The organism is Nitrogeniibacter aestuarii, from assembly GCF_017309585.1.
Taxonomy (GTDB): domain Bacteria; phylum Pseudomonadota; class Gammaproteobacteria; order Burkholderiales; family Rhodocyclaceae; genus Nitrogeniibacter; species Nitrogeniibacter aestuarii.
The window spans coordinates 4,107,493-4,118,956 of sequence record NZ_CP071321.1 but is presented as its reverse complement, the minus strand read 5'-3'; the positions used below and the strand labels follow the sequence as shown (position 1 = coordinate 4,118,956).

The following is an 11,464-nucleotide window of genomic DNA, read 5'->3' as shown; positions in this document are numbered from 1 at the left end:
TCATGAGTGTTGCCCACGTGCTGGTGATTCTGACCCTGCTGGCCGATGGCCAGATGTCGGCGGCCTTCGTCAATACCGAAAGCGCAGCGGCGTGCGAGGCGCGCGCCGGATCCGTCGGTGCCGTGCTCCGGCAGGGGGGCGCCGACGTGAAGCAGTTGCGCTGCATCCCCTCCGAACTGCGCTTCGTGCGGTTTTCGCATGCCAAGGCGCAATTGGCACCGCGGCATGCTTACGAACTGGTCCTGGGGGAGGCCTCACTGGCGCTCAATCCGCAGACGAGCGTGGCCGAGTGCGAGGCATTTCTGCGCCGTGCCGATGCGCCTTCCGAGGTCGAGCGCGTCTGTGTCACCTCCACGCAGTCGCTTGAGATGCCATGAGGCGTTGACGCTCGGCGCGAGCTTGCTAGAGTAGCGCCCTCTCACCCCGGAGACATGTCGTGCGCTACTGGCTGATGAAGTCCGAACCGGATGATTGTTCCATCGACGATCTGGCGGCCATGCCGGACCAGACCGTGCCATGGTACGGGGTGCGCAACTATCAGGCGCGCAACTTCATGATGAACCAGATGACGCCGGGCGACCCGGTGTTCTTCTATCACTCCTCATGTCCTGAGCCTGGCATCGCGGGCATTGCCAAGGTGGCGTCGACCGCCTACCCGGACGAAACCCAGTTCGAGCCGGACAGCCGTTTCTACGATGCCAAGGCCAGTCCGGACACGCCGCGCTGGTTCAATGTGGACGTGGCTTTCGTGCGCAAGACGCGACTGGTGGGTTTGCCCGAATTGCGCGAGCATCCGGCTTTGGCGAACATGCGCGTGCTCGCCAAGGGCAACCGCTTGTCGATTACGCCGGTGGATCCGGACGAGTGGAAATATATCGTCGGCACGATTCTGGAACTGAATCCCAATGAACTTTGATGTGTGGTGGCTGGCGTACCCGGTCCTGGGCGCCTTTGTCGGTTTCTTTGCCGGTCTTCTGGGGGTGGGCGGTGGCGGCATCATGGTGCCTTCGCTGGCGACCCTGTTCATCGCCCAGGGGTTCGGTATGGACAAGGTGGTGCACATGGCACTCGGCACCTCCATGGCCAGTATCGTCATCACCTCGTTTTCCAGCATGCGGGCGCACAACGCCCATGGCGCGGTGCGCTGGGATGTGGTCAAGCGCATCACGCCGGCCATCCTGATCGGCACCTTTGGCGCGACCTTCGTGGCCTCGCACGTCCCGTCCGAACCGCTGGCCATTTTCTTTGCCTGCTTCATGGCCTATGTGTCGGCCCAGATGATGCTCAACATCAAGCCCAAGCCGACCCGCGATCTGCCGGGGCCGGTGGGCATGAGCCTGGTGGGGTTCGGCATCGGCGCCATTTCCGCGCTGGTGGCCATCGGCGGTGGGTCGCTGTCGGTGCCCTTCATGACCTGGTGCAACATCAAGATGCAGAACGCCATCGGCACGTCGGCCGCCATCGGCCTGCCGATCGCGTTGTCCGGCACTGTCGGCTTCATCGTGAACGGCTGGGGCGCCGAAGGCATGCCGCAATACACGGCGGGTTTCATCTACCTGCCCGCGTTCGTGCTGGTGACTGCCTTCAGCATCATCACCGTGCCGACCGGCGCGCGGCTGGCACACAAGCTGCCCGTGGCCACACTCAAGAAGATCTTTGCCGGTGTGCTCGTTCTGCTGTGCCTGAAGATGCTGCATAGCGTCTTTGGCTGAGCCGGGCGCCTGCGTGTCGGAGACGCCCGACGCGCAGGCAAAGCCGTGTCTGACGGCTGTATCCGCCTCGCCTGACACGGCTCGACATCTCATCAGCCCATGATTGTTCCAACGCTTGGTGTTCCCTCCAGAGCGCCGGGCGTACTCAAAACAAGAGACAAGGAGCAGATCATGAAGACCCCGAGCAAATTCATTGTGATTGGTGCCATCGCTCTGGCCACGAGTGCCTGTTCAACTTGGGAAGGCATGTCGGCTCGTGAGAAGAGCACGGTGGGCGGTGCTGCCGTTGGCGGCGCCGTGGGTGCCGCCGTGTCGAACGGCAGCGTGCTGGGGACGGTCGGTGGTGCCGCCATCGGCGGTGTCGTTGGTGACCAGATCGAGAAGAACAAGTAGGTTTTCACGCGCAGGCGGGCTCACGCGACCTCAGCCGCCAGTGTGTTCAGGCCGGTGCAGAGCACCGGCCTGTTCGCGTTCCGGGCGACCGCATGGCGCGAGCAGCGGCGTCAGCGTCCCTTCAGACGCTGCGCAACGACCGGATCGAGCGACCCCATGAATCGCTCCACCGCGCGCGTGTAGGCGCCGGGCTCGCCCAGTTGCTCATTGATCTTGGCGTGGCTGCGCGATTGCGGCAGCACCTCGGCGGCCACACCCAGTTCAAGGCTTTTTTCGGCATAGCGCTTCGCCTGCTCGCACGGGTCGTCACGGCGCCGGGTCGAGCACACGCCCAGCCATGGCGAGGCCTGCCTGTCGAGACGATGGTAGGGTGAGGCCGCCAGCCACTCTTCACGCGTCTCGCCGAATGCCTCCCGATAGCGGGTTTCGAGAAAGCGATAGACCCGGGGCATCTGCATGGGCACGTCGATGGCACCGGCATCGAGCGAGATGGTGCCCAGAGGGCGGCGGGCGCCAGCGGCCTCGCGCAAGGTGCTGTCGGCGTTCACCAGCGACACCAGGTGTGCGCCGGCCGAGTGCCCCATGAGAATGAGCCTGTCGGGATCACCGCCCCACCGCCGGGCATTGGCCTGAATGTGCGCCAGCGCCAGTGCCACATCGCGGGCTTGTGCCAGCGCGTTGCTGCCATCGCTGACCATGGGGTAGTTGAGGGAAATGAGTACGAAGCCCCTGCCGACCCAGCGTTCGACCTTGAGATTCGTCACCCCCGGCGCGCCCTTGTCGCCCACGCACCATCCGCCGCCATGCACCATGACGATGATGGGCGAGGCGCTGCCCGATTCCGCGGCGACGGGGCGATAGACATCGAAGGTCTGCAGCGGGTGAGGGCCGTAAGGCACGTCTGCAATGCTCGGCTCGGGGCTGGCCTGCTTGTCGCGGAAGCGTTCGAGCAGCTTCACGCGCCTGACCCATTCGGCGCAGGTGCCCCCCGCGTCCTCCCGGTCATCTTGCATCACTTCATCACTTGCCTGCGCTGGCGATTCAGCCGTCGGCGCGTCGGCCGACTGCGCCATCGGCGGCCATATCGAGGCGACGGCGAGTGAAGTCAAAAGCAGGAAAGGCCGGAGGCTTCCGAACATGGTGCGTGAATCCAGGAACTAGTGCCAAAGCATTATATGTTGATGTCCTGACATGCGGCAGTGCAACACGCCCCGCGGATGACGGTATGTCCGGTGTGGGGCATGATGGGCGCTTGTTGATGACGGACAGGGCGACTTGATGAAGCCGGATGCAGGCCTTGAAGACATATTGGCCCATTTGCGCGTCAGTGCGGAGGATCTGCGGCTGAGCACCGACGAGCGGCGTCGGTTCGACGCCTTGCTGGGGCAGGCGCGTCCGAATGAAGAGGGCCTTCGCCGGCTGCGCAATGCCGCTTTTGAACTGGTTCGCGATCGCATCAAGGGCGCGGAGGACCCGGTCGCGCTGGTGGGCTGGCTGGAGCGGGTGGCCAAGGCCATCGACGTGGCCCGCATGCCAACGACCCGTGCGGTCGAGACCCGCGCCTGGTTCAGTCCGGGCGATGCCTGCCGCAACGGCGTGATCCATCAACTGAAGACGGCACGTGAGCAGGTGTGCATCTGCGTGTTCACCATTTCGGATGACCGGATTGCCGAGGCGATTCTCGCGGCCCATCTGCGTGGAGTCGATGTGCGCATTCTCACCGACAATGACAAGCAATTCGACGCGGGCAGCGATGTCGATCGGCTTCGCCGCTCGGGCTTGCGCATCGCGGAGGACCGCAGTCCGGCGCACATGCATCACAAGTTCGCACTCTACGATCGCGCCGTCCTGCACACCGGCAGTTTCAACTGGACGCGCAGCGCAAGCAGTGACAATGAGGAGAATCTGCTGCAAACGGGCGATCCGGTTGCCGTACGGGCCTTTACCGATCGCTTCGAATCCTTGTGGCGACGTTACGCCGAGCCCGCATGAAAAACGCCCGGTGACGCAGATGCGTCTGACCGGGCGTGCAAGACCGCGCGGGCGGTCGTGGTGCTTCGTTGTGTTTATACGCGACTGGCGAGGGTCAGATAACCCACGGCGGCGCTGGTCTTGTTGTTGTAGTTGGCATCGATGAGCGGCTCGAGCAGGGCCTTGGTTTCGGCCGACGGGCTGCCGGTCCAGTCACCCGCGTGCTGGAAGTTGCTCATGATGTAGCTGAAGCCGTTGATGTCATCGACGGCCTGCAGACCGGTGGATTCGGCACCCGCCGGGCAGGAGAGCAGACGGGACAGCTTGCCGGTATCGACGTTGTACGCCCACAGGAAGTTGTTCACGTGCATGCCGCTGTCTTCACCGATGAACAGGGTGCGCATGGCCTCGGAGTACTTGATGTTGTCCGGGTTGGCGATCTTGTCGGCCAGGGCGGTGTTGCCGATATCGTCCGGGCTGCCCAGATCTTCTCCGGCCAGGCCTTCAGGCACCGACATGTGGGTCGAGACCCATTCGCTGTGGATGCGCTGGCCGCCGAGGTCGTACTGGTGGCCCTTGAGAATGTGTTCATACACTGCGCCGGCGACCGGGCCTTCCACCTGGATGTCGGTGGTGCCGTCGGTCATGGACTTGTACACATAGGACATGGCCGAGTAGGCGCGCTTGTCGGCGGCATTCACGGTCGTGCCTTCCATCTTCGAGAAGCCCATCGAGCCACCGACCAGGGCCGCGTAACGATGGGTCTCGAGGAAGGCAGCGGCCTTCTCCATGCCCGGCACCAGCTTGACCCAGTTGTTCTTGCCGTTGAAACGGATCCGGGTGTACTCGGGGTCGGCGGGGTCGGAGGTCTTCACATCCATGATGTCGGCGGCGGTGATGCCGCTGTCCACCAGCGCCTTGATTTCGTCGCTGGTGGCGTGACCCAGGTTGATCCAGCCGATGTCGCCGGCACCCGGACCGACGCTGGAGGTCTGGGTCCACTTGGCCACATACAGCGTGCCGGCGGACAGGTCGCGCTTGCGATCGGCCACGAACATGAACAGGCCACCGTTGGTGGCGTCATCGCCCATCAGCACGGTGCGCTCGTCCGGCATGACCTGAACCAGTTCATGGGAGATGCGGCCCATGCAGTAGTGCTTGACGATGTGACCGGTGCCGTTGGCGTTGACGAACACTTCCGGCTGATGGCCGTAGTCATAGGGGTTGGCGGCGTTTTCGTCACCGAACAGGTTCAGGCTGAAGGCCTTGAGCTGGCTGTTGGAGGCCAGGGTGGCATCCGGTTCGTATTCTTCGGACGACAGGTGCGTGCCCCAGGGGGAGGCACTGGCTCCACAGGTGATCCACAGGCCACGGACCGGGGCGGTGTCCACGTTGTAGTAGCTCACCAGCGACAGCTGGCCGGTGCGCTGGTTCTGGTCGAGAGTGAGGATGGCGATCGGGGAGGGCAGTTTGCCGTACATGGATTCGCCGGCGGCGTTGGCCGAGGTGTATTCGAACTGCACCACGGCGAACAGACGGTTGCAGCCGCGACGGTGCGAACGGCCGCGCTTGACCTGCAGCAGGGACATGCCGTCCGGGCAGTCGGAGTAGAACTGGGTCGGGGTGGCGGCGGTGGCGTCCATGATCGGTGCGCCGTTGATGTCGAAGTAGCTGCCGGCCACGATGGTGCCGCCGCCGGTGGCCGGGACGGTCTCACCGGTCAGGAAGAAGGCTTCATAGCCCAGGGCGAAGGTCTCGCTGTGCTTGCCGATGCTGCGGGTGAGCGTGGAGGCCACATGGGTGGTGGCCATGTTGGCCGGCTCGGCCAGGGTCGGGGCTGCCATGCCCCCGAATTCGTAGCGCATGCCTTTGCCGAAGCGGGGGTGGCCACCCATGTGACGACCCTCGCCATGTGCGGCCGCGGTCAGCGGAAGAGCGGCGAGCGAGGCGGCAATCGGGAGCATCGGCGCGCCGGTGAGCAGTTGCAGGGCACGGCGGCGAGACAGCGAAACGGAATCGGACATCGAAAGTCTCCAAAAGGGTTGAAATCCGGTCCACCTTCCCGCGAACCGGAACCCGGCAAAGCTATCGACGGTGCGTGACACGCTGGTGACAGTCCGATGAAAAGTTGCGGATACTCGCGCGATGCCGCAACGCCAGTCCACGCGCGGCCCCAGACGGAGCCTTGAGCGCACCGTCTGGCCGTCTCAGGAGGGCTCTGCCTGAGCCGCGCTTGGCGCCTTTCTGGGGGTATCCTCCGACGGCGAGTCCTTGTCGCCGGCGGGCGGTTCGACGGCGCCGAAGCCTTTTGGAACGCTTTCCAGGTGCAACGTGCGGGTCGGGAAAGCGAAGCCGATGTCCTTGTCGCCGAACTGTCGCACCATGGCCAGATTGATGCGCTGCTGGGCGTCCATATAGGTGGTGTAGTTGTCGGAGGTGACGTAATAGACCACTTCGAAGTCCAGTGATGACGCGCCGAAGGAGAAGAAGTGGGCGCGGTCGAAGCGGGTGTTGTCGGTCGATTCGATGATCGATTTCACCATGCCGGGAATGGACTCGAGCAGATCTGCCGGCGTGTCGTAGAGCACCCCGAACTGGAACACGATGCGTCGTTCGCGCAGGCGCTTGTAGTTGTGGATGCGGGAGGAGAGCAGGTCGCCGTTGGAGACCACGATCTGCTCGCCGGACAGGGCGCGGATGCGTGTGGTCTTCAGACCCACATGCTCGACCGTGCCGGTCACGTCGCCCACGATGATGAAATCGCCGATCACGAACGGCTTGTCCAGCGCAATCGACAGGGACGCGAACAGGTCGCCGAGGATGTTCTGCACCGCCAGCGCCACCGCCACGCCCCCGACACCCAGCGAGGCGATCAGGGTGGTGACGTTGAAGCCGAACTGGTCGAGCACCAGGATGACCACGATGGACCACAGGACGAGGCGGATCGTGAAGCCGGCGACCGCAATGGCCGTGGCGCTGGCCCCCTCGTTGTTGGCCTCGTGGCGCGCGGCCTTCTTCTTGAGTGAGTAGGCGACGCCACTGCTCAGCCAGAAGCCGATCTGCAGAAACACCAGTGCCATGAGCGCCTGGCCCAGACGCGTCTCGATCTTGTCGGAAAACTCGATGTACTGCGCACCGATGAGCACGGCAAACAGAAACAGCATCCAACCGTAGGTGCCGCCAAGCACCTCGACAAGCAGGTCGTCCCAGCCGAGGGATGTCCTGTCGGCCAGCTTGCGCAGGCGGGTGTTGATGAACCCCCGGATGCTGATGAATACGAAGAAGGCCACGGTGGCGATGCCGGCGGCAATCGCAAAGGCTTCAGTGCTGTTGTTTTCCAGTAACTTCTGGATGAATTCCATGGGTGTGTTGGCGTTTTTCATGTCCCATGTCAGAAGCGGGCCCGGGCGCAAAGTTCAATGCAATGCGCTTGGCGACCCAGGCGGTGGGCGAGTGTTCTATTTTCCCTTGAACCGGGGTTTGCGTTTCTCGAAGAAGGCCTGCATGCCCTCGCGATAGTCTTCGGTGTCGAGAAATGCGAAGGCGGCGCGCTTCTCGTGGTTCGACAACGGGGTGTCATGGGCGAGGCGGTGCACCCAGTGCTTGTGCCAGCGGGCGACCAGCGGTGCACCGGCGCTGATGCGCTTTGCCGCGGCGCCGGCTTCGTCCATGACGCTCTCATCGGTGACCAGCCGGGTGAGCAGGCCTTTGGCGAGTGCTTCGCTGGCCGGGAGAATGCGCCCTTCGAGCAGGATTTCGAGCAGCACTGCCGGGCCGACCACCTCCAGCAGACCGGCCATCTCGCGCGGGTACATGGAGAAGCCCAGTTTGTTGATCGGTGCGCCAAAGCGGCTGCTTTCCCCTGCGATGCGCAGATCGCAGCAGCCGGCAATCTCCAGCCCGCCGCCCACGCAGGCGCCGCGAATGGCCGCAATGGTGGGCACCGGGCATTCGCGGATGGCGTCGAGCGCGGTGGCCACCCAGGCCTCGTGGTAGTGCAGGGCGTCGTCCACGGTGGCACGGACGGAGAGGAACTCTTCGATATCGCCGCCGGCGGCAAAGGCGTCGTCACCCTCACCGCGCAGGATCACGCATCGGACGTCGTCGCGCTCGGCGATGTCCTTCATGTGAGTGCGCAGGGCCTGCCACATGACCGAGTCGACCGCGTTGAGCTTGCCGGGGTTGCTAAGGGTAATGGTGGCGATGTGCTCGTCAATGGTGAGCAGAACCTGTCCGGGCATGAGGGTCTCCGAAGCGTGCGAGTCGTTGGTGCCCCGCCATGATAGCGAAACCCGGTGTGAATCATGGGCGCACGCCGGCAGAGGGATTACACTCGCGTCCGATTGATCCGAATGTTTGGCAGGACGGTTTCGTGCGCGTTTTTCTGGCCCTCGTGGCATGTGTGTTCAGTTTCCCCGTGGCCGCTGCCGATGGCGTGGCGCTGGTGCTGTCGGGCGGCGGCGCTCGCGGCGTGGCCCACCTGGGGGTACTCAAGGTGCTCGAAGAGTTGCGAGTGCCGGTCGATTGCGTGGTGGGCACGAGCATGGGGGCGATCGTGGGCGCCAGCTATGCCTCGGGTGTGCCGCTCGAGGAGCTGGAGCGCAAGGTGCGCGCGGCGCACTGGGAGCGCATCTTCTCCAGTTCCACGCCACGGGATGATCAGCCCTTCCGGGAAAAGCAGGATGCGGTCTCCGGCCATAGCGCCATCACCATGGGGTATGGCGAGGGGCGGGTGTTGTTGCCGCACAGCGCCATCGCCGGGCAGGACCTCGACCGCTTCCTGCAGGACCTGGTGGGGACGCCGGATGAGCTCGATACCTTCGACACCCTGTCCCTGCCGTTTCGGGCGATGGCCACCGATCTGGTCACGGGGGAATCCGTCGAGTTGAATGATGGCCCGCTGTGGCGCGCCATGCGCGCCAGCATGGCGGTGCCCGGCGCGTTCCTGCCGATCGAGCATCATGACCGGCTACTCGTCGATGGTGGCCTGGCCATGAACTTGCCGGTCTCCGTGGGGCGTCAGTTGTGCGGTCCGCGTGTCATTGCCATCGACGTGGGCACGCCGCCGCTGCCGCGGGAGCGCCTGCGCTCGGCCGCAGACATCGTGCTGCAGTCCATCCATCTGGCCTTGGGACACAACGTGGCCGCCCAGCGTGCGCTGCTGGGGCCGGGCGATGTGCTCGTCGATGTGAACATCGGCGACATGGTGTCGACGGATTTCGATCGGGTGCTCGAGACCATCCCGGCCGGGGAGCAGGCGGCCCGCGCCGCAGCGGCCGAGCTGTCGCGCTTCAGCGTGGATGAGGCGACCTACGCCAAATGGAAACAACAACGCGAAGCGCGCTGGCAGTTACCCGCGCCGGTGATTCGCTCGGTCAAGGTGTCGCCGCTGCGCTATGTTCCCGAAGCGGCCCTCAAGGCGCAACTGGATGCGATGGTGGGCGAGCCCCTCGACAAGGCTGCACTGGAGCGCAAACTCGCCGCGCTTTACAGCGAGGGGGACTATGAACGCCTTCGCTACAGCCTGTTGCGTGACGGCCCGCAGGCCGATCTCAACATCGAGGCAGTGGAAAAATCCTGGGGGCCGACGTACCTGCGCTTCGGCGGCGGTTTTGCCTCGGACTTTGACGGCGGTGGCGTGGTCGGCCTCTATGGCGGGCTGTCGAGACGCTGGCTCAATCGCTGGGGGGCGGAGGCCAACGTGGACCTCTTGCTGGGCACCAACAACCGTTTCCGCGCCGAGTTCTATCAGCCGCTGGGCCTGCGTTCCAACTGGTTCGTGGCGCCGTCGTTCGACTATCACATGCGCTCCGTTCCGGTGTATGTCGAGGGACTGAAACTGGCTGAATACAAGGTGCGGGAGCGATCGATCGGCCTCGATGTGGGGGTCGAGCTGGGGGCCTGGGGCGAGGTGCGCGCGGGTGTGCACCGCGGCCGCATACGGGCCAACGTGCTGTCCGGTTTGCCGCTGTATCCGGCGGTCGAGCTCGACGATGGCTGGATCGGCGTGTCGGCAACGCTCGACCGGCTCGACAGCCCCTTCTTTCCGCGCCGGGGTTATGCGGCGCGGCTGGACATCGAGCAGCATGACGAGGCCTACGGCAGCGAACTGTCGTTTCTCTTCTCGAGCCTGACAGCGGATACCGCCATGTCGTGGGGCGACCACAGCGTGCGCCTGGGCCTCTGGGCCGTGGGCAGTCCGGACAGCGAGTTGCCCACCGCCGCCCGCTCGCTGGCGGGGGGACCATTCCAGCTGTCCGGTTACCGCTACGGGGAAATCAACGCGGACCAGATCGTGATGCTGCGCGGTGCCTACTATCACCGGGTGAGCAAGTTGCCGGACAGTTTCGGCCGCGGGGTGTACCTGGGGGCGAGCTATGAATGGGCCGATCTGTCCGACTACGTGGCGGGCAACACCACCGAGAGCGGTCGCGCGCGCTCCGCGTCCCTGTTCGCCGGGGCCGATACGGTACTCGGGCCGCTGTATGTCGGTGCCGGCTATGCGCCCGAAATCGGGCAGGTACGCTATTACCTGCTGTTCGGTCAGCCGTATTGACGCGACTTTGCGCCCATGAAAAAGCCCCCGCAGGCGTTGCCAGGCGGGGGCTTTTGATTCTGGGGTGCTGGTCAGGCCGCTTCGGTGCGTGCCGCCGCTATGCGGGCCAGTGCTTTTCGCCCGCTGTGGATGTGCGTGCGCATGGCGGTTTCGGCGCCGGCGGCATCCCGGGCCAGCATGGCCTTGAGAATGTCGCGATGCTCGGCCAGCGATTGCTCCAGTCGGCCGTCGCTGAACAGGGAGTGGTGACGTGACAGCTTGATGACCTTGCGCAGGTCTTCGATCACGTGCTGAAGCCAGTGGTTGTCGGCCACGCTCTGAACCGCGTGGTGAAACGCCTGGTTGGCTTCGAAGAACCCGTTGATATCGTTCTTTTCAGCGGCGGCTTCGAGTGCATCGTGCAGTTTCTTGAACTGCGCAAGGTCGGACTCGCTCGCCTTGCCGGCGGCGTCCCGCGCGCACTGGCCTTCGAGCAGCGCCATGACGGAGAAGATCTCGTCCAGATCGCGCTCTGAAATCTCGGTCACGTAACAGCCGCGACGCGGCTTGAGGGTGACCAGACCTTCCGAGGCGAGTACCTTGAGGGCTTCGCGCAGCGGCGTGCGCGAGATGCCGTACTGTTCGGCGATGGCCTGTTCGTCAATCCAGGCGCCGGGCTTGAGTTCGTGAGAGAAGATGCGCTCACGCAACCGTTCGGCCACTTCCTGATAGAGCGCCAGCGGAGCGATGCGGGATGCGTTCATGGTGTGTGCTATCTCCTGGGTTCGGGTCTGGTGGGGCCGCTGCTCCAGCCGTCCGGACCGCGTGCAAGCCGACATGATAACGCGAGATG

At 64.5% G+C, this 11,464-nt stretch carries 11 protein-coding genes; 6 read left to right on the top strand and 5 right to left on the bottom strand.

Features of this window, described 5'->3' with window-relative positions:
- Positions 1-2 precede the first annotated feature (2 nt).
- The 4 genes from J0W34_RS19130 to J0W34_RS19115 all read left to right on the top strand — a co-directional run bounded on the left by J0W34_RS19130 (position 3) and on the right by J0W34_RS19115 (position 2,105).
- Complete coding sequence (locus tag J0W34_RS19130) at positions 3-377, top strand: hypothetical protein (RefSeq protein ID WP_230969833.1); 375 nt, start codon at positions 3-5, stop codon at positions 375-377.
- Positions 378-436: 59 nt separating this feature from the next.
- On the top strand, positions 437-916 hold the full coding sequence (locus tag J0W34_RS19125; RefSeq protein ID WP_227816194.1) for an EVE domain-containing protein: 480 nt from the start codon (positions 437-439) through the stop codon (positions 914-916).
- On the top strand, positions 906-1,712 hold the full coding sequence (locus J0W34_RS19120) for a sulfite exporter TauE/SafE family protein (RefSeq protein WP_227816195.1): 807 nt from the start codon (positions 906-908) through the stop codon (positions 1,710-1,712). The genes J0W34_RS19125 and J0W34_RS19120 overlap by 11 nt, the downstream gene beginning before the upstream one ends.
- 171 nt (positions 1,713-1,883) lie before the next feature.
- Positions 1,884-2,105, top strand: a complete 222-nt coding sequence (locus J0W34_RS19115) for a glycine zipper 2TM domain-containing protein (protein ID WP_227816196.1) — start codon at positions 1,884-1,886, stop codon at positions 2,103-2,105.
- Between the two features lie 110 nt (positions 2,106-2,215).
- Here J0W34_RS19115 and J0W34_RS19110 read toward each other — a convergent pair whose 3' ends face one another.
- Positions 2,216-3,244: an alpha/beta hydrolase gene (locus J0W34_RS19110; protein ID WP_230969832.1), complete on the bottom strand. Its 1,029-nt coding sequence runs from the start codon at positions 3,242-3,244 to the stop codon at positions 2,216-2,218.
- A gap of 139 nt (positions 3,245-3,383) precedes the next feature.
- On the opposite strand from J0W34_RS19110, the gene J0W34_RS19105 reads away from it, so the two are divergent.
- A complete protein-coding gene (locus J0W34_RS19105) occupies positions 3,384-4,097 on the top strand; it encodes a phospholipase D-like domain-containing protein (protein ID WP_230969831.1) in 714 nt (237 codons plus the stop codon).
- A 74-nt stretch (positions 4,098-4,171) separates the two neighbouring features.
- Here J0W34_RS19105 and J0W34_RS19100 read toward each other — a convergent pair whose 3' ends face one another.
- The 3 genes from J0W34_RS19100 to J0W34_RS19090 all read right to left on the bottom strand — a co-directional run bounded on the left by J0W34_RS19100 (position 4,172) and on the right by J0W34_RS19090 (position 8,317).
- Complete coding sequence (locus J0W34_RS19100) at positions 4,172-6,100, bottom strand: PhoX family protein (RefSeq protein WP_230969830.1); 1,929 nt, start codon at positions 6,098-6,100, stop codon at positions 4,172-4,174.
- A gap of 183 nt (positions 6,101-6,283) precedes the next feature.
- Positions 6,284-7,459 carry a mechanosensitive ion channel family protein gene (locus J0W34_RS19095; protein ID WP_230969829.1) on the bottom strand — a complete coding sequence of 392 codons (1,176 nt, stop codon included), beginning with the start codon at positions 7,457-7,459 and terminating at the stop codon, positions 6,284-6,286.
- 75 nt (positions 7,460-7,534) lie between these two features.
- Entirely contained in the window at positions 7,535-8,317 is a 783-nt protein-coding gene (locus J0W34_RS19090) for an enoyl-CoA hydratase/isomerase family protein (RefSeq protein WP_230969828.1), read from the bottom strand.
- A 131-nt stretch (positions 8,318-8,448) separates the two neighbouring features.
- Here J0W34_RS19090 and J0W34_RS19085 point away from each other — a divergent pair, with 131 nt between their 5' ends.
- Positions 8,449-10,632, top strand: a complete 2,184-nt coding sequence (locus J0W34_RS19085) for a patatin-like phospholipase family protein (protein ID WP_230969827.1) — start codon at positions 8,449-8,451, stop codon at positions 10,630-10,632.
- A gap of 71 nt (positions 10,633-10,703) precedes the next feature.
- Here J0W34_RS19085 and J0W34_RS19080 read toward each other — a convergent pair whose 3' ends face one another.
- Positions 10,704-11,375, bottom strand: coding sequence for a GntR family transcriptional regulator (locus tag J0W34_RS19080; RefSeq protein ID WP_230969826.1), 672 nt, complete (start codon positions 11,373-11,375; stop codon positions 10,704-10,706).
- Between the last annotated feature and the right edge of the window lie 89 nt (positions 11,376-11,464).

Coding starts and splice junctions, on each gene's coding strand:
- J0W34_RS19130 (WP_230969833.1), top strand. CDS start 3: ATGAGTGTTGCCCACGTGCTGGTGATTCTGACCCTGCTGGCCGATGGC.
- J0W34_RS19120 (WP_227816195.1), top strand. CDS start 906: ATGAACTTTGATGTGTGGTGGCTGGCGTACCCGGTCCTGGGCGCCTTT.
- J0W34_RS19115 (WP_227816196.1), top strand. CDS start 1,884: ATGAAGACCCCGAGCAAATTCATTGTGATTGGTGCCATCGCTCTGGCC.
- J0W34_RS19110 (WP_230969832.1), bottom strand. CDS start 3,244: ATGTTCGGAAGCCTCCGGCCTTTCCTGCTTTTGACTTCACTCGCCGTC.
- J0W34_RS19105 (WP_230969831.1), top strand. CDS start 3,384: ATGAAGCCGGATGCAGGCCTTGAAGACATATTGGCCCATTTGCGCGTC.
- J0W34_RS19100 (WP_230969830.1), bottom strand. CDS start 6,100: ATGTCCGATTCCGTTTCGCTGTCTCGCCGCCGTGCCCTGCAACTGCTC.
- J0W34_RS19095 (WP_230969829.1), bottom strand. CDS start 7,459: ATGAAAAACGCCAACACACCCATGGAATTCATCCAGAAGTTACTGGAA.
- J0W34_RS19090 (WP_230969828.1), bottom strand. CDS start 8,317: ATGCCCGGACAGGTTCTGCTCACCATTGACGAGCACATCGCCACCATT.
- J0W34_RS19080 (WP_230969826.1), bottom strand. CDS start 11,375: ATGAACGCATCCCGCATCGCTCCGCTGGCGCTCTATCAGGAAGTGGCC.